The organism is Streptomyces sp. NPDC085927 (genome assembly GCF_044540975.1).
In the GTDB taxonomy this organism is placed as follows: Bacteria; Actinomycetota; Actinomycetes; order Streptomycetales; family Streptomycetaceae; genus Streptomyces; species Streptomyces hirsutus.
On record NZ_JBITSN010000001.1, the window covers coordinates 837,645 to 856,846 of the forward strand.

Sequence of the window (19,202 nt, forward strand, 5' to 3'; positions counted from 1 at the left end):
TGACTCTGGTGCGCACCAGATGCAATCTACTGGTGCGCACCAGATTACGGGCTGACGCCCGGTCGTGGTGTGCAAGGGCGGAGGACGCTGCAAGACCGCTCGACAAGGCCAGGAGACAGGGCTTCGGCCCGACTGGCGAGGTGGCCCGGTGACCGCGAGCAACGGCCGGAGAGTGGGGCTTTGGGCCCCCTTGCAGCAAAATCCCTGATTCTTCGCCTGGTTGGAGGCTTCTCGTGTGCCAGCGAAAGCTTTGGGCGCCGCCGTGACGGACTGGCCGGCGGCGCCAGTGCTTGACCTCGGTTCGTGAGCTGAACACGCGCTCGCAGCCAATCCGGTCCACTTCTCAACCCGCCATCGCAGTGGCTATCACTGCGGCCGGTTGCCTCCCCTGCCCGTCCGGTTCCGCACTGAGTGCGCGTGCCGTACGGACGGGGCCGAGGGGAGCCGGACCTTCCGACTTCAACGGCGCGCACCCCCCGAAGCGGCTACTTCGAGGGGTGCTGTTGGGCCGTTCCTGTATGAGAGGAACCACGACCCATGAACCACATCGTCACTGTTCAGGATGCCGTTACCGCGTTCGCTCCGTGGATGGAGCCGACGGCTGCGGAGCTGGACGCGATCGAGCAGGAGATGCCCGTGATCCTCGCGGACGTCGGCCTGCTGGACGCGCACATCGTCACGCTGGACCGCACGCCGACCGAGCTGGACGCCCGCCGCATCCGCCGGGCCCGCCGCCGGGCGCTGGCCGCGCCGGTCGCGCTGCTCAACCGCACCGTCGGCGCGAGCCTTCCCGGCGGTGCCGCATGAGCGCCGCCGACCGGAACCTGAGTGCCGCGCATGCCGAGGTGAAGGCGGAGATCGCCCGGACCGACGCCAAGACGGCGTTGTTGCTGGCGTTCGTCGGCGCGGTCCTCGCCGGTACCTGGACGGGGGCCCGTGACCTGTCGCTGAACCTCCCCGCCATGGTGGCGGGCGGTGTGGGTCTGGCGCTGCTGGTCGGCGCGGCTGGTCTGCTGCTGCGGTCGGTGCGCCCGAATCTGTCCGGGCGGCACGGCTTCCCGCTGTGGGCCACCCTGACCGCCGAGGAGATCGGCGCCGCCGTCGGCGGGGATCTGGCTGCCGACATCGCCGGCCTGTCCCGCCTCGCCGTCCGCAAGTTCCGCGGGCTGCGCCGCGCGGTCGACCTCACCCTGACCGGCGGCGCTCTGCTCATCCTCGCTGCCCTGCTCACGCTCGGGGGTGCGGCATGAACGGCACGCTGACGCTGGAGGGTCTCGCGGTGCCGTTGCGGGCCCTGCGCATGCTGGCGCTCGACTTCGGGCACCTGCCCGCCGCCGACGTCCGCCTGTCGCCGATCGACCCCGCCCAAGTGGAACTGACGCTGCACTCCATGACCCCCGACGGGGACACCGAAGTCAGCTTCGCCGCGTTCGAGGCATGGCGCGAGGCCCTGGGCATCGCCCCGGACGCGGTCACCTTCCGCGTCCAGGGCGGCAGCCGCACCCGGGTCCTGCGCGCAAACTGCACATTCGGTGGCGCGCGGGTGGACCTGGTTGCCTTCGCCGACGCCCCGCACACCGCCGATATTCCGGCGGGGGGTGCGGGATGAGTGTGACAGTCGATTACCGCGCTGAGGCGCGTGCGGACCGGGCCACGCAGGCGGAACAGCGGCGGTTGGACGCTGCCGCTGCCGAGCGGCGCCGCGAGGACCGGCAGCGAGCCGAGGACGAGCGCGCCGCCCGCCTCACCGCGCAGCAGACCGCCGACAAGGCGCGGCGCCGTGCGGAGCGTGCCGCGTGGCGGGGGCAGGCGTTGACACCGCAGAACGTGTACCGGGTCGGGACGCTGGCCCTGGTGGTCGCCTCCGGTCTGGCGTCGTTGCCGGCGCAGGTGCTGCACTTCGTGGCCATCTCTCCGATGCTGCTGCCGCTGCCTCTCTCGCTGGAAGGTGCGGCGTGGGTGATGGCCGCCGGGGTGGCGTTCGCGGACTCCCGGCACCTGGCGGCGCGGGTGCGGTGGCTGCTGCGGCTGTTCGTCGTGGCGGCGGCCGGTTTCGCCGCGTCCGTGAACTACGGCTACGGCGTCCACCTCTCTGGCCTGTCTCCCGCCGAACAGTCGACGGCGGGGATCGGGCTGGCGGCGGTCACGCTGCTGGGCCCGGTGCTGTTCGAGATCCGGCAGTGGGTGTGCACGCTGGCCGCCTCGGAGGACGACAGCCCCGAGGCGCGGTCGGCCCGCCGGCACAGTCGGCTGCGGCGCCGTCATCACCGGTCGGTCGCCCGGACAGCCGACCGGCTGTTGTCCGCCGCCCCGCTGGGCACCCTGACGGCCGAAGAGGCGTGGGCGCGGGCGTGGGCGATCGAGACCGGGGCCGACTGCCCCGGGATGACGCCCCGACTGCACCGCCGCGCGGTCCAGTCGGCCGCCGACCTCGAAGCCGCCCTCACCCCCCAACCAAAAACCGGCAGGAAGCACAAGAAATCGACCAGGAACGGGAGGGAACGGTCTACCCCTGACCTGCGAAAGTCGGCCGACCGGGCCGGACCCGCAGTCGACCTCGCGCCGGTCGTGGTGAACCTGCCCGAGGCTCGCCCGGTCGGGTTCCTGAAGTCGGCCCTTCCGCTGAAGCCGTCGGCCGACCCGCAGCCGGTACGGCCGGTCACTCTCGCCGCGCAGTCGGCCCGTCCCGCCCGTCGGGCGACCGGTCGGGTCCCGCAGTCGGCCCGGCCCGCCCGACGCCCCGCCCGCACCCCGGACGAACTACTCACCGAGGCACGGCAGGCAACCGCCGGATGGCCCGTCGAGCACCTGACGGCCGACCGCATCCGCAAGGCCGTCCACACCTCATCCGAGCGCGCCCGCACCCTGCGCGACGCTCTGACCGCCGAGCGGACCGGGGCGGGGGTGACCTCGTGAGCACACCGGCTCTGGTTCTGATCGCGGCCGGTGTGACGCTGGTGTGGGGTGTCCACGGATGGTGGATGTCCCGCCGTCTGCGGACCGCCCGCCGGGACCCGCTCACGGGGTTATGGACCCGGGACGCGTTCACCCGCCGGGCCCGCCGCCTGCTGCGCAACCCGCACGCGGTCGTGGTCCTGGCGGACGTGGACCGTTTCAAGCAGGTCAACGACGTCCACGGCCACGCGGCCGGTGACGCCCTGCTCGCCGCAACAGCTCACCGGCTCGCCCATGCGGTGGGCCGTGCCGGTGTGGTTGGCCGGTTGGGCGGGGACGAGTTCGCCGCCGTCCTGGTCGACCGTGACGGCACCGCCGCCGACCAAATCGCCGTCCTGGCCCGCATCCTGGCCCGCCCCGTCGACACCGCACCCGAGGTGCACACCACGGTGTCCCTCGGCTGGGTGAGGCGCGGTGACCACCCCGGAGAGGAACTGTCGGGGCTGCTGCGGCGGGCGGATGAGGCCATGTACGCGGCCAAGCGCGGACCCGGCCGCGTCCACCGCGCCGGTCTGGGGCGCCTGCTCGCGAGCGTCACCGGACGACGCTCCGGCCGCCGGGGTACGGCATGAGCGCCCTGCCCGTATACCGCTGGCGGCTCGCCCCGGACGGCTACGCCACCCGCCGACAGTTGCGCGCGCAGGGCTTGCGGCCCGGCGGTCAGGACGTGGCCGCTCAGGTCGAACGGCCGCGCCGTCGGCGGGGCCCGCTGGTTGCCTACCTCTACCGCGTCGACCGGGCCAAGCCCGTCCGGCCGATGACGCCGGCGAAGTGGGCGGCGCTGGACAGGGCGAACACGGCCCGCCGTACCTGTCCCGAGTGCCGGCGTGATGCCGGATACGTCATCCCCGTCTCGCTCGGCACCTGCGTGCCCTGCGCCCACCCCGACCCGCACGGGTCCGAAGGGAGCATCTGACCATGGGAAATGCCGACCTGCGCCGTCTGGACCGTGAGATCAGGGTGACCGCGAAGAAGCTGGAAGCGGTCCGCCGGGGTGAGTGGTGGCCGCTGAACGGCAGCGAGCGCCGGGCCATGGCCCGCGCTCTGGCCGGCGGTTCTTACCGCGTCGTGAAGGGCCGCAGCACCGGCCGTGCCGAGGCGCAGATGGACTCGACCGGCAGCGCGGCTGAGATGCGGCTGACCGCTGAACTGACCGCCCTGCACGCCGAGCGGCAGCGCCTGACGACCGAGGCCGCCCGCGACAAGGCCAAGCGGAAGTCGTCCGGCTGGTTCTGACCAGCCACTTCAGTACCGGGGTGGCCGCTCTTTCCACGGACCCGGCCACCCCGGCTCTCCCTTACTCCCGCCCCCGCAGGGGGCAGTCAGGAGCACTTCCAGCATGTCTGAGAACGTCGTCCACCTCCACAAGCACACCGACCCGCCCGCCGAACCGGCGGCCGTGACCACCCTGACCATCCTCCCGGACGCGCCGCCCGCCCGGCCGGTGCCGCTGTGGGTGCGCTCCGGCCGCGCGGTGAAGACGGCCGCCACGCACGAGTCGACCCGGGCAACGGCGCGGGCGGTGGCGCGGCACGGCCTGTACACGTTCAACGGCGTGCGGATCGTTGCCCGCCGCACCTGGGACGGCCGCACCGGCGCCCGCTACGAGCGGATGATCCGGGCGGCGGAAGCCGCGGGGAACCTGGAAGCGGCCGAAGAGTGGGAAGACCGGTTGCAGCGCTTCCGCGCAGCCCGCCACCACCGCCGCATGGACCTCCTGCACTCGCCCGTGGAGGCCGCCAAGGGTGTCGCCGTCGGCGCCGGCATGAGCGTCGGTGTCCTGGTCGCCCTCGGGGTCGTCATGGCCCTCAACACCGGCCAGGCCGGGGACGTCATCACGCCGCTGTCGGCGACCATCGACTTCATCGCCCTGCTGATCCGGATCGTTCAGGTCGTGTGGGGCCCTGCGCTCACGATCGGCCCGTTCCTCGCGCTGTTCGCCCTGTGGTCCGTCGGCCGCAAGCAGCACGCCGCACCGCAGTGGGCGCTTCCCGCGAACGTCCGTACCGGGGAGGGGGAGCCGATCACCCCGTCCATCGTGGTCAAGGCCCTGCGCGACCTCGGAGTGCCCGCGCTGGCGCGCGCCATCAAGGAGATGGGCGACGCCGGCGCGTCCATGCTCGGACCAATCACCATCGCCGGATGTGGCGTGGAGGTCGACGTGACCCTGCCCTCGGGGGTGTCGACGAACGAGGTGCAGAGCAAGCGGCGCAAGCTCGCCGAGAACCTGTCCCGTCACGAGCACGAGGTGTTCATCACCCTCCCGACCGCCGCGCGCACGGTGCGGCTGTGGGTGGCCGACTCGGGGGCGCTGGATGAGCCGATCGGCCCGTCGCCGCTGGTCACCGACGACACGCTGACCGCCGACTACGCCAAGGGCCGCGCCCCCTGGGGCCAGGACCTGCGCGGAGACGCCGCCGCTCTGTCGCTGTATCAGCGCCACCTGCTCATCACCGGGTTGTCGAACCAGGGCAAGACCGTGGCCCTGCGCTCCCTGGCCCTGTGGCTGTCACTGGATCGGTCGGTGCAGTTCCTCATGGGTGACCTCAAGGGCGTGGGCGACTGGGCCATGTTCGACGGGCTCGCCACCACCCTGATCCAGGGCCCGACCGATGAGCACGTGATCCAGGTGACCGAGATGGTTGAGGGCGCCGTGGACGAGATGAACCGCCGGATCCAGGCGCCGCCCGGCACGACGTTTCCGCCGCTGATCGTGCTGGTCGATGAGGCGCAGGTGGCGTTCATGTGCCCGGCCAAGGACGCCGACAAGCGCCCCTACGGCGGGTCCAAGGCCAACTCCCGCTACTTCATGGCCGTCCGCAAAATCCACAACCAGGGGCGGGCGGTGAACGTCCTGATGTGGCAGGGCACCCAGGACCCGACCAACGAGAACCTGCCCAAGCTCGTGCGCGAGGGCGCCCACACCCGCGCCTCCCTCGCCCTCGGCACCGAGTCGCAGGCCCGCATGGCCCTGGGAGACAAGGCCGTCGACGGCGGCGCCGCACCGAACCTGCTGCGGCCCGGCCTGGACCGGGGAACCCTGGTCGTCGCCTCCGACGGCATCACCATCCCGGCCGGACAGTCCTCCCTCACGGTGCGCACGCACTACATCGACGACACCGCGGCCGAGGCCATCACCGACCGGGCCAGGGCCCTGCGCGACGGCGTGACCACCCTGCACGCCATCGACCGGGGCGCAGAACACGACGCGCTCACCGACATCGCCGCCGTCATCGGCGACGCGCCCCGCGTGCGGACCAAGGATGTGCTGGCCCGGCTCGCCACGCGGAACGCGGACGCCTACGGCGGCTGGTCGTTCCTCGACCTCAAGCGCGTCCTCGACGACGCCGGCGCCGGACCCTACAAGTCCGACGGCGTCATGGTCGTCGCCCGCGACCGCGTGACCCGCACCCTCGCCAACCGCAACACCGAGGGTTCCGCTTCCGCCGACGGATGACAGGGAGCCGACCGCCGACAGGTCAGGGAGACAGGGAGAACTCCCTAACCGCCTCCCTGACCCGCCTACCTGGCCCTGACCTGCACGAATGATCGTTCAGGGAGTCAGGGAGGCACGCAGGTCAGACCCCCGCACACCCCTCCACACGGCACCCCCAAGGGGGTGTCTGTGCCTCCCTGGCCATGTGCCGGAAGGGATTCCGCATGTACCCCGAGAACACCCCGCACGTGCCCGTACAGCGGGCCGTGGAAGTCCACCACCCCACCCCGTTCCCGCCCGCCGTCGCCGTCCCGGCGCCGATCGTTGCGGTGCAGCCGGGCAGCGTTCCGGCGGTCGCGAGCGTCGTCCTGCCGGACGGCCGGATCGTCACCGGCTACGCCGTCGACCACACCCAGCACACACCGGCCACGACCGTGCCGGCCGTCTCCCGGACCGCGGTGAATGTCGCCCTCGGAGGCGTCGGCTTCCTCGCGGTGTGCGGCGGTCTGCTGCTGCTCACCTCGTTCATCGCCGCGCTCACCGCGTTCATCACCCAGCTCATCACCCTGGCCGCCGTCGTCTTCGGCGGCTGGATCGCCGTCCAGATCTTCACCGGCACCAGCGACAGGGGCGGCACCACGGTCAACATCCGCAAGGCCGTCATCAAGCGCAACCACTTCCACCAGTAGCCACGCCAAGGGCGGCCCCCCACTCACGCCAATGAAGCGGGGCCGCCCTTGCCAACCAGTCCGCAACGAACCTGTTGGAGGCATCCAGCATGACCCATCACACCCGTGCCGCGCTGCTGCGCGCGGCCCTGACCGCCGCCGAACGCGGCTGGCACGTCTTCCCCCTCCGCCCCGGCACCAAGCGCCCCGCCCTGCACGGCGAGAAGACCTGTGAGGGCACCGGGCCGTGCGCCGGCGGGCACCGCAAGTGGGAACAGCGCGCCACCACCGACCCCGACCGCATCCACGCCGCCTGGTCACGCGCGCCGTTCAATGTCGGCATCGCCACCGGCCCATCCGGGCTGGTCGTCGTCGACCTGGACACGCCAGAGCACAAGGGCAGTTCGGACGCGCCTGACGGCGCGACAACCTTCACAGCGCTCTGCGAGCGCGCCGGCCACGCCATCCCCGACACCTACCGGACCCGGACCGCGAGCGGCGGAACGCACCTGTACTTCACCGCCCCGGACGGCATCCGGCTCGCCAACACCGCGGGGACCGTGGCCGCTTCGGTCGACACCCGCGCATGGGGCGGATACGTCGTCGCCGCTGGCAGCACCCTGCCCGCTGGAGCGTACGAAGCCCTGTGCGGCTCTGTGGCCGTCCCTCTGCCCCGATGGCTGCACACCATCCTGCAACCGGCCCCCGTGCGGCCGGCGGGTCCGCTCCGGCTCCCGGCGGTCGACGGGAGCCGCGCGGCGCTGGCCGCACTGGAAGCCGAATGCGCCGTCGTCGCCGCCGCGCCGGACGGGCTGCGCAACACCACGTTGAACCGGTGCGCCTTCAAGGTGGGGCGGTTCGTCGCGTGGGGCGACCTCCCGAGGCACGTGGCAGAGGACGCCTTCCAAGCGTCTGGAGAGGCGGTCGGACTCACCGTTGCCGAGTGCCGCACCACCATCCGCAGCGCCCTGGACAGCTCCCAGCGCACCGCCCGGCCCCGGGAGGCGGCATGACCACCGCACCCCGCCCCCGCTTGGAAGGCCAACCCTCGGCACCCACCGACCCGCACGCCGCCGAACCGGGCATCGTCCGGCCGGCCATGGGCGAGCCGAAAGGCGCCGCCCGTCAGGGCGTCGTCACTGCACTTCCTCGCTCGAACCGGTTCCCGACCCGCGACATCCACCCCAGCGCCGACCCGACGCCGGAGCGGCCCGGTATCCGCATCTGCGCCCCACCGGTCTACCGCCACCACTGGGACGGGGCCCGCTGGTCCACCCGGCACGGCGACACGCCGACCGCCGCCTACGCCTGCCCCTGCGGGCAGACCAGCACCGCCACCGGTCCGCGCGCTGTGGCCGCCCTGGTCACCGAGTACGACGCCCACCGGCCCGGTTGCGCCGGAACCCCGACCACGCTGGAACGGAGGAACGCCGCATGACCGACACCATTGACGGGGCCGCGCTGCTGGACGAGGTGGAAGCCTTCCACCGACGGTTCAACGTCTTCCCCACCGAGGCCGCCTACGTGGCCGTCGCGTTGTGGGACGCGCACGCGCACCTGTTGGACTGCTTCGACTCCACCCCGCGACTCGCGTTCCTCTCTCCGGAGCCGGGTTCGGGGAAGTCCCGGGCGCTGGAGATCGTGGAAACCCTCGTGCCGCACCCCATGGTGGCCGTCAACGCGTCCGCCGCCGCCCTGTTCCGTGCGGTGTCCGGGGCCGACGGCCGGCCGACCATCCTGTTCGACGAGATCGACACCGTCTTTGGGCCGAAGGCGGGGGACAACGAGGAGTTGCGCGGGTTCCTCAACGCCGGTCACCGCCGCTCCGGGGTCACCTATCGGTGCATCGGGGACGGGGGGAACCAGACCGTTCAGGCGTTCCCGTCGTACTGCGCGGTCGCGGTCGCCGGTCTCGGCTCGCTGCCGGACACGATCCTGACCCGCTCCGTCGTCATCCGCATGCGCCGCCGGGCCCGGAACGAGAAGGTGGAACCCTTCCGGGCCCGCATCCACGAGGCCGAGGGGCACAAGCTGCGTGACCGGCTCGCGCAGTGGGCCGAACACGCCCGCGCCCAGGTCACCGGGGCGTGGCCCCAGATGCCGGACGGGGTCACCGACCGGCCGGCCGACGTGTGGGAACCGCTGCTCGCCGTCGCCGACGCCGCCGGAGGCGACTGGCCACACCGGGCCCGGGAAGCGTGCGTGACGTTGGTCAAGGCCGCGCAGTACACCGACAAGCACAGCCTCGGTATCCGGCTGCTCACCGACCTGCGCGACCACGTCCTCATCGGCATCGACCGACTGCCCACCATCGCCATCATCGACCGGCTCAACGCCCTCGACGATGCCCCGTGGGCGGACCTGAACGGCAAGCCGCTCGACAACCGGCGCCTGTCCCGGATGCTCGGGGAGTACATGACGGCCGACAACGAGCCGATCCGCTCCCGCAACATCCGCACCGCCGGCGGAGTCCTCAAGGGATTCCACGCCGCCGACCTGGACGACGCGTGGGCCCGCTACTGCCCCGCCCCCCAGGACTCCGCTACATCCGCTACGCCGCTACAGCCCAGCTCAGAGCCCCTGAATCTGTAGCGGCAACCAAGCGTGTAGCGGCTACGCCCGCCACGGCGTAGCGCGTGCGTAGCCGCTACACGCCACCTATCCGCTACAAAAACCCGCCCGCTGACCTGCGATGTAGCGCTGTAGCGGATGTAGCGGACTCCTGAGAAGGGCCCCGAACGCCTCACCCAAGAAGGAGTCACCACCTTGGCCGGCACCAAGATGCTCAAGCTCCCCGAAGTCCTCTCCGAAATCGGCATGAGCCGCGCCGCCTTCTACCGCATGCGCGCCCGTGGGCAGGCGCCGCGGCTGCTGAAGCTGCCGAACGGACACCTGCGGGTGCGTCGCAGCGACCTCGACACGTGGCTCAGCAACCTCGACTCACCCGCCTACTGACATCACCGATCCGCAAACACCACCGAGGGGCCCGGCACAAGCCGGGCCCCTCTCGTAGGAAGGCCCCCGATGGGGAAGACGTACGACGTTCGTATCTGGGCCGTTCGGCAACGGAAGGACCGCCGGCAGGCATCTGCGGAACTGCGCTGGAAGACGGGTGAGACTCCACACTCCCAGACGTTCCGCACCAAGACGCTGGCCGAGGGCCGGCGGGCCGAGCTGCTGCGGGCCGCGCACGCTGGTGAACCCTTCGACGAGTCGACCGGAATGCCGCTCGCCGAACTGCGGCAGCGCAACGACGTCAGTTGGTACCGCCACGCACGCGAATACATCGAGATGAAGTGGCAGCACTCCCCCGGGTCGACCCGGCGGACGCTTGCCGAAGCCATGGCCACAGTCACGCCCGCTCTGGTGAAGGACACGGCGGGTATGGCCGATGCCAGAACGGTGCGGACGGCTCTCTACAGCTGGGCATTCAACGTGAGCCGCCGCAGTGAGGAGCCCCCGGCCGAAGTCGCCGCGGTGCTCGCCTGGTTCGAGCGGAAGTCCCTCCCCACGTCCGCGCTCGCCGACCGCATGCAGGTACGCGCCGCCCTTGACGCCCTGACCAAGAAGCTGGACGGCGCCACGGCATCCGCGTCGACCATCCGTCGGAAGCGGGCCATCTTCCACAACGCACTCGGCTACGCCGTCGACGCCGGCCGTCTCACGGACAACCCTCTGCCGCAGGTGCAGTGGAAGGCTCCGGAGCAGGTGGCCGAGGAACTGGACCCTGCTTCTGTCCCGGATCCTCGCCAGGCACTCACCCTGCTAGATGCCGTGCGCACGCAGAGCCCGCGTGGGCGCCGCCTGGTGGCGTTCTTCGGGTGCATGTACTACGCGGCGGCGCGGCCGGCCGAAGTCATCGGTCTCCGTCTGTCGGACTGCGACCTGCCCCGCCGTGGGTGGGGGACCCTGCGACTCCGGGAAACCCGCCCACGCTCGGGGTCGGCGTGGACCGACAGCGGTGAAGCGCACGATCGGCGCGGGCTCAAGCACCGGCCCCGGAAGGCTGTCCGCACCGTGCCGATTCCGCCTGACCTTGTCGCCCTGCTGCGGTGGCACGTCACCGCTTACGGCGTCGCCCCCGACGGCCGGCTATTCCGGACCCAACGCGGCGGACTCGTCCAAGACACCGGATACGGCGAAGTCTGGGCCGAGGCTCGCTCACGCGCCCTCACGCCCGCTCAGCGCGCGTCGCAGTTGGCCAAGCGTCCCTATGATCTCCGCCACGCTGCTGTCTCCACATGGCTCAGCTCTGGAGTGGAACCACAGGTCGTCGCCGCGCGCGCCGGCCACAGTGTGGCCGTGCTGTTCCGGGTGTACGCGAAGTGCCTGGACGGCGCCGCCGCCACGGCGAACGCCCGGATCGAGCAAGCACTAAAGAACGGCGGCTAGAAGGCGCGAGCGCTGCCCCACACATGCCCCACACGCACTGGTCAGCATGCGAATCCAAGTGAGACACACTGGGAAAAACAGCCCATAACGGCACGGCAGGCCGGGTGAACGCCGAAAGGGTCTGCGATCAGCATTACTGCTGGTCACAGACCCTTTCGGTCTTGTGGCGGCGCCAGGATTCGAACCTGGGAAGGCTGAGCCGGCAGATTTACAGTCTGCTCCCTTTGGCCGCTCGGGCACACCGCCAAGGTCGCTGCCCTGGAACCGCCTTGCGGCGGCGCTCCGTGGCAACGACGTAAACGATACCTGATGGGGAGGGGTGGTTCGCCACCCGATTGATCGCCACCCGGGGACCCCGGGGTGGCTAGGCTTGTGCGGATGCGGCCCGGGACCGATGCCGGGCTCGACGGCCGCCCCATACGCCGGTAGCCGGTACGCATCCGGCTCCCAGCCTCATACGCAACCCGATACAAGGAGCCACAGGACATGGCCGACTCCAGTTTCGACATCGTCTCGAAGGTCGAGCGGCAGGAGGTCGACAACGCCCTCAACCAGACCGCCAAGGAGATCTCGCAGCGCTACGACTTCAAGGGCGTGGGTGCCTCGATCTCGTGGTCCGGAGAAAAGATTCTTCTGGAGGCGAACTCCGAGGACCGGGTGAAGGCTGTCCTCGACGTCTTCCAGTCCAAGCTGATCAAGCGGGGCATCTCACTGAAGTCCCTGGACGCCGGTGAGCCGCAGCTCTCCGGCAAGGAGTACAAGCTCTTCGCGTCGATCCAGGAGGGCATCTCCCAGGAGAACGCGAAGAAAGTGGCGAAGCTCATCCGGGACGAGGGTCCCAAGGGTGTGAAGGCTCAGGTGCAGGGCGAGGAACTCCGGGTCTCCTCCAAGAGCCGTGACGACCTTCAGGCCGTCATCTCCCTGCTCAAGGGCCAGGACTTCGACTTCGACCTGCAGTTCGTGAACTACCGCTAGGTCCGGGCGGAGAACGAAGCCGCGTGCGCCGCGGGCTTCGCGTGCATGCGTGTACGCGGGAGGGTGGGTGTCTCCGGGCGCCCACCCTGGCCGGCCGGCGGCTGTTTCCCGGGACGCCGGCGGCGTCAGTCGCGTGAGTGGCCGAAGAGGAGTCGGTAGGCGATCAGGAGGACCAGGGAGCCGCCTATCGCGGCGGCCCAGGTGGCGCCGTCGTAGAAGTCCTTGGTGATCGGGTGGTCCAGCCAACGGGCCGAGACCCAGCCGCCGATGAACGCTCCGGCGACGCCGATGAGGGTCGTCCCGATGAAGCCGCCCGGGTCACGGCCCGGCAGCAGGAACTTCGCGATCGCTCCGGCCAGCAGCCCCAGAATGATCCAGCTGATGATCGTCATGCCCTGCCCCTGCCCTCTCGTACCGTGCTCTCACCCGGCACGGTCTGTGAGGCCCGCGCCCGGTGTTCCGTTCATGCCGTGTTGGGACGGAGGACGGCGTGAGCATGTGTGACGGTTCCCGCGATCAGTAGGGTGCGGCCTCATGACAGCCCGCTCCGGTTCCGGACTGCGCCGCACGCTCGGCGTGGGGGACGCCGTCGTCATCGGTCTCGGCTCCATGGTGGGGGCCGGGATTTTCGCCGCTCTGGCGCCCGCGGCACAGGCGGCCGGTCCCGGGCTGCTCCTCGGGCTCGCGGCCGCCGCCGTGGTCGCCTACTGCAACGCCACGTCGTCGGCACGCCTGGCCGCGCTGTATCCCGAATCGGGCGGCACCTACGTCTACGGGCGGGAGCGGCTCGGGGAGTTCTGGGGGTACCTCGCGGGCTGGGCGTTCGTGGTCGGGAAGACCGCCTCCTGTGCGGCGATGGCACTCACCGTCGGCGCGTACCTCTGGCCGGGGCAGGCCCACGCCGTGGCGGTCGCCGCTGTCGTGGCGCTGACCGCGGTGAACTACGGCGGTGTGCGGAAGTCCGCGTGGCTGACGCGGGTGATCGTGGCCGTTGTCCTTGCTGTCCTCGCTTCCGTGGTGGTCGTGTGCCTGACCTCGGGGCAGGCCGATGCCGGACGCCTCTCCTTCGCGGTGCCGGGCGGCGCGGGCGGCGTGCTTCAGGCCGCCGGTCTGCTGTTCTTCGCCTTCGCCGGGTACGCGCGGATCGCGACCCTCGGCGAGGAGGTACGGGATCCGGCACGTACCGTCCGGCGCGCGATCCCGCTGGCGCTGGGCATCGCGCTGGTCGTGTACGTGGCTGTCGCGGTCGCCGTCCTTTCGGTGCTGGGAGCGCAGGGGCTGGGTGATTCGGGCGCGCCGCTGGCCGACGCGGTGCGGTCGGCCGGGGTTCCGGAACTGACGCCGGTGGTACGGGTGGGGGCGGTCGCTGCCGCGCTGGGTTCGCTGCTCGCCCTGATCCTGGGTGTGTCGCGGACGGTGCTGGCCATGGCCCGGGACCGGCATCTGCCGGGCTCCCTGTCCGCCGTCCACCCCCGGTTCCAGGTGCCGCATCGGGCGGAGGCGGCCGTGGGAGCGGTGGTCGCCGTCCTGGCCGCCACGGTGGACGTACGGGGCGCGATCGGGTTCTCCTCCTTCGGGGTGCTGGTGTACTACGCGGTGGCCAACGCGTCGGCCTGGACGCTTCGGCCGGGGCCGGTGGCGCGAGTACTGCCGGCGGTCGGACTCGCCGGGTGTCTGGTCCTGGCGTTCTCGCTGCCGGGGACGTCCGTGGCCCTCGGCGCGGGGGTGCTGGCGGTGGGTGCGGCCGTTTACGGAGTACGGCGGTGGAGGGTCGCCGGGCGGTAGGCCGCCCCGGGTCCGGGCGAGGTCCGGCAGGGCAGGGCCACGGCGGGGCGACCCCATAACGGGGCAGGAGCAGGTGGCGTTCCGGGTGGGGCCCGGCCTTCTGGGCCACCTGGAATCCAGGCACCACCACGTGTCAGTGAACACTTACGCTCAGTCATGAATCCATGATGCACGCCGCCACTGACAGCCTCGGCACCCTGTGGACAACCCTCGTCGGCACGCCTGCGTGCTGTGGAAAACCCAGTCGTTCCAGCAGACCAACGGAACTAGCGGGACTAGCGGGACGTGAACGGCTGGTCGGTGCGTACGATCTCGCGGCCCATCGGGAGCAACGAAACAGGGATCATCTTGAAGTTGGCGATGCCGAGCGGGATGCCGATGATCGTCACGCACAGGGCGAGGCCGGTGACGATGTGGCCGATGGCCAGCCACCAGCCCGCGAGGAGCAGCCACAGCACGTTGCCGACGAAGGACGCGGCACCCGCGTCCCTGCGCTCGACCGCCGTGTACCCGAACGGCCACAGGGCGTAGACGCCGATCCGGAAGGCGGCGATGCCAAAAGGAATACCGATGATCGTGATGCACAACAGGACGCCCGCGAGCAGGTAGCCGAGGAACAGCCAGAAGCCGCTCAGAACGAGCCATATGACGTTCAGGATGGTCTTCACTGCGTTCGACCTGCCATCTTCTCGAGTCGGGCGATGCGTTCCGCCATGGGCGGGTGGGTCGAAAACACCTTCGCGAACCCCTGGCCCGGGCGGAACGGGTTCGCGATCATCATGTGGCTGGCGGTCTCGATGCGGGGCTCGGAGGGCAGGGGAAGCTGTCTGGTGCCCGTTTCCAGCTTGCGCAGGGCGCTTGCGAGGGCGAGGGGGTCGCCGGTCAGCTGAGCGCCGGAGGCATCGGCCTCGTACTCGCGGGAGCGGCTGATGGCCAGCTTGATGAGGGAAGCGGCGAGGGGACCCAGGATCATGATCAGCAGCATGCCGAGGATGCCGGGGCCGTCGTCGTCACTGGAACGGCCGATCGGGATCAGCCAGGCGAAGTTGACCAGGAACATGATCACGGAGGCGAGGGCGCCGGCGACCGAGGAGATCAGGATGTCCCGGTTGTAGACGTGGCTGAGCTCATGGCCGATGACGCCGCGCAGTTCGCGCTCGTCGAGCAGGCGCAGGATGCCTTCGGTGCAGCACACGGCGGCGTTGCGCGGGTTGCGGCCGGTGGCGAAGGCGTTGGGCGCCTCAGTCGGGGAGATGTACAGGCGGGGCATGGGCTGGCGGGCCTGGGTGGAGAGCTCGCGCACCATGCGGTACAGGCCGGGAGCCTCGAACTCGCTCACGGGGCGGGCCCGCATCGCGCGCAGGGCGAGCTTGTCGCTGTTCCAGTACGCGTACGCGTTGGTGCCCAGCGCGATCACGACAGCGACAACGAGGCCCGTACGGCCGAAGAAGCTGCCGATGACGATGATGAGCGCGGACAGTCCCCCGAGGAGGACCGCGGTTCTGAGCCCGTTGTGCCGGCGGTGCACGGTACGCCCTCCAAATCGTGCGACGGGGGGACCCTTGTCTGCCGATCTTCCTTCTGACCTGCGGTGGCCCCGGGTGTGTTGGCCTCACGTCCAGTGGACCCTCCCGTATTCGTCAACGCCAGGCGAGCGGCACAGGTTCCCCGGGGCGCGTGGTGGCGCGTGTAAACCGTCCGGGTGACGGCCGTCCTCGGCGCCGTGCCGGCCGTGCCCGTCCGGTGTCCGAAAAGCTCGGCCGGTGGGTGAGGGCAGGGTGCCGGAGGAGACGCGGAAGGCCTCGGGATCTCGGGCCTCGGGGGCCAGGGGCCGGAGGCGGGGACCGGCATGGTCCCGGGGCCGGGTCAGAACAGGCCGGTGTCGGTGAAGCGCAGGATCAGTTGGGGTGCGCCGGACAGGGCGACGCCGAGGACTCCGGTGAGGGCGATCGCGGCGGTGAGCGGGACCGGGACGCGGTGCACGGCCGGTTCGCCGTCGGGAGCGCGGAACAGCAGGGCCGTCCAGCGGAGGTAGTAGACCAGCGCGATGACGACGTTGACGGCCATGACGACGGCGAGCCAGCCGAGTCCGGCGTCGACGGCCGCGGAGAAGACGGTGACCTTGGCGAAGAGGCCGATGATGCCGGGCGGGAGTCCGGCGAGGCACAGCAGGAAGAAGGCCAGGAGCAGGGCGGTGAGCGGGCTGGAGGCGTACAGGCCGCGGTAGTCGGAGACCCGGTTGAGGACCTTCGTACGGCCGACCAGGGCGGCGACGGCGAAGGCGCCCAGGTTCACCGCGCCGTACATGAGGGCGTAGGCGAGGGTGGAGCCGATCGACTTCTCGGCGTCGCCGGAGTACGCGGCGGCGGCGATCGGCACCAGGAGGTAACCGGCCTGGCCGACGGAGGACCAGGCCAGGAGGCGTACCGCGCTGTACGCGCGCGTGGCCTGCTGTCCGAGGGCGCCGACGTTGCCGACGGTCATGGTGAGGGCGGCGAGCGCGGCCAGGGCCGGACCCCAGACCTCGGCGTACGACGGGAGGGCGACGACGGTGACGAGGATCAGGCCGGTGAAGCCGACCGCCTTGCCGATGACCGACAGGTAGGCGGCGACCGGCAGGGGGGCGCCCACATAGGTGTCGGGCACCCAGAAGTGGAAGGGGACGGCGGCCGTCTTGAAGGCGAAGCCGACGAGGGTGAGGACGACGCCGGTCTGGGCGAGGGTCTGGAGCTGTCCGTCGACGGTCTGGACGCGTTCGGCCACCAGGGTGAGGTGGAGGGTCCCGGTGGCGGCGTAGACGAAGCTGATGCCGAGGAGGCTGACCGCGGTGGCGGTCACCGAGGACAGGAAGAACTTCAGTGCCGCTTCGGACGACTTCCGGTCTCCGTGTCTGAGGCCGACCAGGGCGAAGGCGGGCAGGGAGGCGACCTCCAGGGCGACGACGAGGGTCGCGAGGTCGCGGGAGGCGGGCAGGAGGGCGGCGCCCGCGGCGGAGGACAGCAACAGGAACCAGTACTCGCCCTCGGGGAGCCGCTTGTCGGCGTCCTTGAGGGCGGTGACCGACAGGAGGGCGGTCAGGAGCGCGCCGCCGAGCACCAGGAACTGGATGACGAGGGTGAACCGGTCGGCGGTGTAGCTGCACACTCCGGGGTCGCCGACCAGGCAGAACGTGCTGCGGTCGGCGTCGAGGAGGGGCAGCAGCATGAGCGTGGCGGCGGCGAGTCCGGTCACCGCGAGCCAGCCGAGGAGCGGTTTCCTGGCCTCGCCGACGAACAGGTCGGCGACGAGGACGGCGAGTCCGACGAGGGCCGCGATGACGGGCGGCGCGATGGCGAGCCAGTCGACGGACTGGACGAGGGAGCTCATCGGGTGCCTCCTGTGAGGAGCTGCTGCACGGCCGGATCGGTCAGTCCGATCAGGGCCCCGGGCCACAGTCCGGCGACGACGGTGAGGACGACGAGCGGGGTCCAGGCCGCGAACTCGTAGCCGCGGACGTCGGTGAGCGCGGGGGCCTGTTCCGACGGGGCGCCCATGCAGACCCTGCGGACCACGACGAGCAGGTACGCCGCGGTCAGCAGGGTGCCGAACGCGCCGATCGACATGAAGACGAGGAAGGCGGGGCGGCTGAGTCCGGCGGCGGGGTCGAACGCGCCGAAGAGGGCGAGCATCTCTCCCCAGAATCCGGCGAGGCCGGGCAGGCCGAGGGAGGCGACGGCGGCGAAGGCGAGCAGTCCGCCGAGGCGCGGCGCCCGGCCGTAGAGGGCGGCGCCGGCCGGGAGCCGGTCCGGTGCGGCGGAGCCGCTCGTTGCGGAGCGGAGGTCGGACGACAGGCGGGAGAGAGTGTCGAGGTCGACGGTGCCGGTGCGGTCCTTGAGGGCGCCGACGAGGAAGAAGAGCAGGCCGGTGATGAGGCCGTGGGCGATGTTGGCGAAGAGGGCGCCGTTGACGCCGGTCGGGGTCATGGTGGCGATGCCGAGGAGGACGAAGCCCATGTGGCCGACGGAGGAGTAGGCGATGAGGCGTTTGAGGTCGCCCTTCGCGCCCTGCCTCGCGAGGGCGAGGCAGGCGAGGGATCCGTAGATGATGCCGACGACGGCGAAGGCGGCGAGGTAGGGGGCGAACGTGCGGAAGCCGTCCGGTGCGGCGGGGAGCAGGATCCGCACGAACCCGTACGTGCCCATCTTCAGCAGGACGCCGGCCAGCAGGACGGAGCCGACGGTCGGGGCGGCGGTGTGGGCGTCGGGCAGCCAGCTGTGCAGCGGCCACATCGGGGTCTTGACCGCGAGCCCGATCCCGATCGCCAGTACGACGATGATCTGCACGGACACGGTGAGTGACCGGCCGTTGTCAGTGGCGAGTGCCACCATGTCGAATGTGCCCGCCTTGATTCCGATCAGGAGCAGGCCGAGCAGCATGACCACGGAGCCGAGCACCGTGTAGAGGACGAACTTCCAGGCGGCCCCGGCCCGGCCCTCGCCGCCCCAGCGGGCGATGAGGAAGTACATCGGGATCAGGACCATCTCGAAGGCGAGGAAGAACAGGATCAGGTCGAGGACGGCGAAGGCCGCGAGAGTGCCGGACTCGAGGACGAGCAGCAGGGCGACGAAGGCCTTCGGGGACGGGCCGGCGGGCGGTTTGAAGTACGTGTGGAGCGCGCTGAGGAAGGTCAGCAGTGCGGTCAGGACCAGAAGGGGGAGGGAGATGCCGTCGGTGCCGAGGTGGATCCGCACGTCGAGTGCGGGGATCCAGCTGATGTCGGTCGTGGCCTGCATCTTCGACGGCTGGTCGTGGTCGAAGCCGAGCGCGAGGACGATCGCCGCGACGAGGACGGCGCCGGTGACGGTCACGCCGTGCCGGAGCACGGCCTGGTCGGGTGACTTTCCCTTGAGTCCCGGCGGGGCCGGGAGGAGAGCGGCGGCGGCACCCAGGAGCGGGCCGACGACGAGGAACGCCAGAAGGAACTGCATCACGGACTCGCTGATATCGATCAC

At 71.0% G+C, this 19,202-nt stretch carries 21 protein-coding genes and 1 tRNA gene; 16 read left to right on the plus strand and 6 right to left on the minus strand.

Annotation, left to right across the window (positions count from 1 at the left end):
• The first annotated feature begins 537 nt into the window (after positions 1 to 537).
• The 14 genes from ACIF80_RS03850 (at position 538) to ACIF80_RS03915 (ending at position 11,451) form a co-directional block, all read left to right on the plus strand.
• Positions 538 to 807 (plus strand): DUF6284 family protein, encoded by a 270-nt coding sequence (locus ACIF80_RS03850; protein ID WP_399798900.1) that lies wholly within the window; start codon positions 538 to 540, stop codon positions 805 to 807.
• Positions 804 to 1,250, plus strand: a complete 447-nt coding sequence (locus tag ACIF80_RS03855) for a Pycsar system effector family protein (protein ID WP_399798903.1) — start codon at positions 804 to 806, stop codon at positions 1,248 to 1,250. The genes ACIF80_RS03850 and ACIF80_RS03855 overlap by 4 nt, the downstream gene beginning before the upstream one ends.
• Positions 1,247 to 1,609 carry a hypothetical protein gene (locus ACIF80_RS03860; protein ID WP_399798905.1) on the plus strand — a complete coding sequence of 121 codons (363 nt, stop codon included), beginning with the start codon at positions 1,247 to 1,249 and terminating at the stop codon, positions 1,607 to 1,609. Before ACIF80_RS03855 ends, ACIF80_RS03860 begins: the two co-directional genes overlap by 4 nt.
• Positions 1,610 to 1,611: 2 nt before the next feature.
• The gene (locus ACIF80_RS03865) at positions 1,612 to 2,916 is read left to right on the plus strand and encodes a hypothetical protein (protein ID WP_399798908.1); all 1,305 of its coding nucleotides are present in this window, start codon (positions 1,612 to 1,614) and stop codon (positions 2,914 to 2,916) included.
• A complete protein-coding gene (locus tag ACIF80_RS03870; protein WP_399798911.1) occupies positions 2,913 to 3,527 on the plus strand; it encodes a GGDEF domain-containing protein in 615 nt (204 codons plus the stop codon). Before ACIF80_RS03865 ends, ACIF80_RS03870 begins: the two co-directional genes overlap by 4 nt.
• Positions 3,524 to 3,871 (plus strand): RRQRL motif-containing zinc-binding protein, encoded by a 348-nt coding sequence (locus ACIF80_RS03875; RefSeq protein ID WP_399798914.1) that lies wholly within the window; start codon positions 3,524 to 3,526, stop codon positions 3,869 to 3,871. Before ACIF80_RS03870 ends, ACIF80_RS03875 begins: the two co-directional genes overlap by 4 nt.
• Before the next feature lie 2 nt (positions 3,872 to 3,873).
• Positions 3,874 to 4,191: a hypothetical protein gene (locus ACIF80_RS03880; protein ID WP_399798915.1), complete on the plus strand. Its 318-nt coding sequence runs from the start codon at positions 3,874 to 3,876 to the stop codon at positions 4,189 to 4,191.
• Positions 4,192 to 4,294: 103 nt separating this feature from the next.
• Positions 4,295 to 6,412 carry an FtsK/SpoIIIE domain-containing protein gene (locus ACIF80_RS03885; RefSeq protein ID WP_399798918.1) on the plus strand — a complete coding sequence of 706 codons (2,118 nt, stop codon included), beginning with the start codon at positions 4,295 to 4,297 and terminating at the stop codon, positions 6,410 to 6,412.
• Between the two features lie 203 nt (positions 6,413 to 6,615).
• Positions 6,616 to 7,080 (plus strand): hypothetical protein, encoded by a 465-nt coding sequence (locus ACIF80_RS03890; protein WP_399798921.1) that lies wholly within the window; start codon positions 6,616 to 6,618, stop codon positions 7,078 to 7,080.
• A gap of 89 nt (positions 7,081 to 7,169) precedes the next feature.
• Complete coding sequence (locus tag ACIF80_RS03895; RefSeq protein ID WP_399798924.1) at positions 7,170 to 8,072, plus strand: bifunctional DNA primase/polymerase; 903 nt, start codon at positions 7,170 to 7,172, stop codon at positions 8,070 to 8,072.
• Positions 8,069 to 8,497 (plus strand): hypothetical protein, encoded by a 429-nt coding sequence (locus tag ACIF80_RS03900; RefSeq protein ID WP_399798926.1) that lies wholly within the window; start codon positions 8,069 to 8,071, stop codon positions 8,495 to 8,497. The genes ACIF80_RS03895 and ACIF80_RS03900 overlap by 4 nt, the downstream gene beginning before the upstream one ends.
• Positions 8,494 to 9,651: a DUF3631 domain-containing protein gene (locus tag ACIF80_RS03905; RefSeq protein ID WP_399798928.1), complete on the plus strand. Its 1,158-nt coding sequence runs from the start codon at positions 8,494 to 8,496 to the stop codon at positions 9,649 to 9,651. The genes ACIF80_RS03900 and ACIF80_RS03905 overlap by 4 nt, the downstream gene beginning before the upstream one ends.
• A 174-nt stretch (positions 9,652 to 9,825) precedes the next feature.
• Positions 9,826 to 10,014, plus strand: a complete 189-nt coding sequence (locus tag ACIF80_RS03910) for a helix-turn-helix transcriptional regulator (protein WP_399798930.1) — start codon at positions 9,826 to 9,828, stop codon at positions 10,012 to 10,014.
• Positions 10,015 to 10,083: 69 nt separating this feature from the next.
• Complete coding sequence (locus ACIF80_RS03915; RefSeq protein WP_399798933.1) at positions 10,084 to 11,451, plus strand: tyrosine-type recombinase/integrase; 1,368 nt, start codon at positions 10,084 to 10,086, stop codon at positions 11,449 to 11,451.
• 164 nt (positions 11,452 to 11,615) lie between these two features.
• Here ACIF80_RS03915 and ACIF80_RS03920 read toward each other — a convergent pair.
• A tRNA-Tyr gene (locus ACIF80_RS03920) sits at positions 11,616 to 11,697 on the minus strand.
• A gap of 240 nt (positions 11,698 to 11,937) precedes the next feature.
• Between ACIF80_RS03920 and ACIF80_RS03925 the strand changes: the two genes are divergently transcribed.
• Positions 11,938 to 12,426 carry a YajQ family cyclic di-GMP-binding protein gene (locus ACIF80_RS03925; RefSeq protein WP_055570592.1) on the plus strand — a complete coding sequence of 163 codons (489 nt, stop codon included), beginning with the start codon at positions 11,938 to 11,940 and terminating at the stop codon, positions 12,424 to 12,426.
• A gap of 125 nt (positions 12,427 to 12,551) precedes the next feature.
• Here ACIF80_RS03925 and ACIF80_RS03930 read toward each other — a convergent pair whose 3' ends face one another.
• Positions 12,552 to 12,818: a GlsB/YeaQ/YmgE family stress response membrane protein gene (locus ACIF80_RS03930; protein WP_399798936.1), complete on the minus strand. Its 267-nt coding sequence runs from the start codon at positions 12,816 to 12,818 to the stop codon at positions 12,552 to 12,554.
• A gap of 142 nt (positions 12,819 to 12,960) precedes the next feature.
• Between ACIF80_RS03930 and ACIF80_RS03935 the strand changes: the two genes are divergently transcribed.
• On the plus strand, positions 12,961 to 14,211 hold the full coding sequence (locus ACIF80_RS03935) for an APC family permease (protein ID WP_399798939.1): 1,251 nt from the start codon (positions 12,961 to 12,963) through the stop codon (positions 14,209 to 14,211).
• A gap of 275 nt (positions 14,212 to 14,486) precedes the next feature.
• On the opposite strand, the gene ACIF80_RS03940 is transcribed toward ACIF80_RS03935, so the two are convergent.
• The 4 genes from ACIF80_RS03940 to ACIF80_RS03955 all read right to left on the minus strand — a co-directional run bounded on the left by ACIF80_RS03940 (position 14,487) and on the right by ACIF80_RS03955 (position 19,202).
• The gene (locus tag ACIF80_RS03940) at positions 14,487 to 14,879 is read right to left on the minus strand and encodes a YccF domain-containing protein (RefSeq protein ID WP_399798941.1); all 393 of its coding nucleotides are present in this window, start codon (positions 14,877 to 14,879) and stop codon (positions 14,487 to 14,489) included.
• Positions 14,876 to 15,739 carry a zinc metalloprotease HtpX gene (htpX, locus tag ACIF80_RS03945; RefSeq protein ID WP_399798942.1) on the minus strand — a complete coding sequence of 288 codons (864 nt, stop codon included), beginning with the start codon at positions 15,737 to 15,739 and terminating at the stop codon, positions 14,876 to 14,878. Before htpX ends, ACIF80_RS03940 begins: the two co-directional genes overlap by 4 nt.
• A 338-nt stretch (positions 15,740 to 16,077) precedes the next feature.
• Positions 16,078 to 17,577 (minus strand): NADH-quinone oxidoreductase subunit N, encoded by a 1,500-nt coding sequence (locus ACIF80_RS03950; protein WP_399798945.1) that lies wholly within the window; start codon positions 17,575 to 17,577, stop codon positions 16,078 to 16,080.
• Positions 17,574 to 19,202, minus strand: a complete 1,629-nt coding sequence (locus ACIF80_RS03955; RefSeq protein ID WP_399798947.1) for a NuoM family protein — start codon at positions 19,200 to 19,202, stop codon at positions 17,574 to 17,576. The genes ACIF80_RS03950 and ACIF80_RS03955 overlap by 4 nt, the downstream gene beginning before the upstream one ends.

Coding starts and splice junctions, on each gene's coding strand:
- ACIF80_RS03850 (WP_399798900.1), top strand. CDS start 538: ATGAACCACATCGTCACTGTTCAGGATGCCGTTACCGCGTTCGCTCCG.
- ACIF80_RS03855 (WP_399798903.1), top strand. CDS start 804: ATGAGCGCCGCCGACCGGAACCTGAGTGCCGCGCATGCCGAGGTGAAG.
- ACIF80_RS03860 (WP_399798905.1), top strand. CDS start 1,247: ATGAACGGCACGCTGACGCTGGAGGGTCTCGCGGTGCCGTTGCGGGCC.
- ACIF80_RS03875 (WP_399798914.1), top strand. CDS start 3,524: ATGAGCGCCCTGCCCGTATACCGCTGGCGGCTCGCCCCGGACGGCTAC.
- ACIF80_RS03880 (WP_399798915.1), top strand. CDS start 3,874: ATGGGAAATGCCGACCTGCGCCGTCTGGACCGTGAGATCAGGGTGACC.
- ACIF80_RS03885 (WP_399798918.1), top strand. CDS start 4,295: ATGTCTGAGAACGTCGTCCACCTCCACAAGCACACCGACCCGCCCGCC.
- ACIF80_RS03890 (WP_399798921.1), top strand. CDS start 6,616: ATGTACCCCGAGAACACCCCGCACGTGCCCGTACAGCGGGCCGTGGAA.
- ACIF80_RS03895 (WP_399798924.1), top strand. CDS start 7,170: ATGACCCATCACACCCGTGCCGCGCTGCTGCGCGCGGCCCTGACCGCC.
- ACIF80_RS03900 (WP_399798926.1), top strand. CDS start 8,069: ATGACCACCGCACCCCGCCCCCGCTTGGAAGGCCAACCCTCGGCACCC.
- ACIF80_RS03905 (WP_399798928.1), top strand. CDS start 8,494: ATGACCGACACCATTGACGGGGCCGCGCTGCTGGACGAGGTGGAAGCC.
- ACIF80_RS03915 (WP_399798933.1), top strand. CDS start 10,084: ATGGGGAAGACGTACGACGTTCGTATCTGGGCCGTTCGGCAACGGAAG.
- ACIF80_RS03925 (WP_055570592.1), top strand. CDS start 11,938: ATGGCCGACTCCAGTTTCGACATCGTCTCGAAGGTCGAGCGGCAGGAG.
- ACIF80_RS03930 (WP_399798936.1), bottom strand. CDS start 12,818: ATGACGATCATCAGCTGGATCATTCTGGGGCTGCTGGCCGGAGCGATC.
- ACIF80_RS03935 (WP_399798939.1), top strand. CDS start 12,961: ATGACAGCCCGCTCCGGTTCCGGACTGCGCCGCACGCTCGGCGTGGGG.
- ACIF80_RS03950 (WP_399798945.1), bottom strand. CDS start 17,577: ATGAGCTCCCTCGTCCAGTCCGTCGACTGGCTCGCCATCGCGCCGCCC.